The organism is Listeria valentina (genome assembly GCF_011800755.1).
In the GTDB taxonomy this organism is placed as follows: Bacteria; Bacillota; Bacilli; order Lactobacillales; family Listeriaceae; genus Listeria; species Listeria valentina.
The window spans coordinates 1-1,625 of record NZ_JAATJW010000129.1; the positions used below are offsets into that span (position 1 = coordinate 1).

At 38.3% G+C, this 1,625-nt stretch carries 1 protein-coding gene and 1 pseudogene; both read right to left on the reverse strand.

The genetic code is table 11. From position 1 onward, the window contains the following. Positions 1-437: pseudogene (locus HCK02_RS13740) on the reverse strand (hypothetical protein); the annotation flags it as partial. A gap of 1 nt (position 438) precedes the next feature. After that, positions 439-1,476, reverse strand: a complete 1,038-nt coding sequence (locus HCK02_RS13745) for a phage tail protein (protein WP_167630663.1) — start codon at positions 1,474-1,476, stop codon at positions 439-441. Positions 1,477-1,625 lie beyond the last annotated feature (149 nt).

Sequence of the window (1,625 nt, forward strand, 5' to 3'; positions counted from 1 at the left end):
AATGGGCTATCAATTGCACCTGTTCCGTTTACGTCATCACCCTTACCAGAATCCACAAAGTATTCAATTGTTCCTTGATTTAATCCGTAAATACGATTAATTAAATCTTCCATCTCTAGATATCGGTTATTCAAGTCCGCTATCTGCGTAGAAACCTGACCTACTCCGTCAGAAAGCGCTTGTTCAGCATAGCTGATTCTATCATGTAGCGTCTTAAAAGCTTGGCTAGGTGCAAGGGAAGAAGCCCGTGCATCTACGACCTCTGTTATGTTATCTCCGCCTGCTGCAATGACATTGTTGGAAGTTCTCACGTTTGCAGCATCAATTGTTTCTTTTATCTTCTCTAGATCACCAGAAAGCAGATCTAAATTTTCGTTGTAATCATCTTTAAATTTTGTGCTAAAAAGAGGATTATCCATTTTATTGAATTCAACCATCCTATGCAGCTCCTTTCTTTTTAATGGCTTTTGCAAGTTGCGCCATAATGTTTACAATCGTTTTCTTATTGTTTGAAAGCGTAATTTCTGGAGCTTTTCCAGCACTAAAAGGGTATTGCTTATAGCCCACAATTTGAATGTCATAATTGAGCCCCATAGGCTCATAAATAAAGCGCACATAGTCGCCTTTGTCGCACTCATACGGAAGTTTTAAGTTAATGCTTCCGGTAGTAGCTGGATAATCCTGCAAATCTAATCTCAAGCGCCTATCCATATTCCCTACAATGGTGTAGCGCTCATCTGAAACTGGATCCTGAATACGTATCCCCCATTTAGAAGATTCTGGGCTTGTGTATGTTCGAGGTGGAAAATAGTAAGTATCATCTTCTTTCTTTTTCCCAAATCCTTTTATTTGTGTCTTCATGGAAAGCGTGTCAATATCAAAACTTACCTGATCTGTATTGTATTGATATCGGATTTCATTTTCGGTTACTTGCCCATAGTCTTCCCGAGGCATGAAGGTTAGATGTTTATTATCTGCAAGCATCACTAGTTTATAGTCTTCGAGCACTTCTTGAATGAGCTTCAAATAGTTCCCATTCCCGAAATTTTCTTGTTCGACTTTTTCAACGACTTTATTCTTGTCAATAAATTCATATGTGAACCCCATAGCGCCTAACTGCCCCGAAAAGATATGTTTGAGACAATCCACAGCACTTAAAGTTCCTGTTCTTGTGTTGTATTGATAACCGTCTTGCATCGTGTAAGAGATGTGCGGAGCGGTCACCTTCTTAAATATCCTGTTCCCTTGCGCTTCATGAGAAAGTTGTTTCACAATGAATTCTTGACCAAGAAAAAATACTGAACTCTCATAGTCCAGTAAATCAAATTCAAATGGATTGGCTTCTGTTTTTTCTATTTCAAAATCTAATTGCCATTGTTGATTTTCTACCCAAGTTTCACAAAAACCGTCAATATCAAAACCAGTCAATATTTCTTTAAACTGTTTATCATAGTCTGATACAAAAATATCTGCCATCTCATCACCTACTTATACAGAAAACGGAAATCCCATGCTGTTTTTACACGGCTCACGTTATCTATATCTATTTCATTCATGCCGGGAGCCAAAGAAATCAACCCTAGATTGGTCAGGCGTCCGCACCGAATTCCGTTTTTATAGATTTT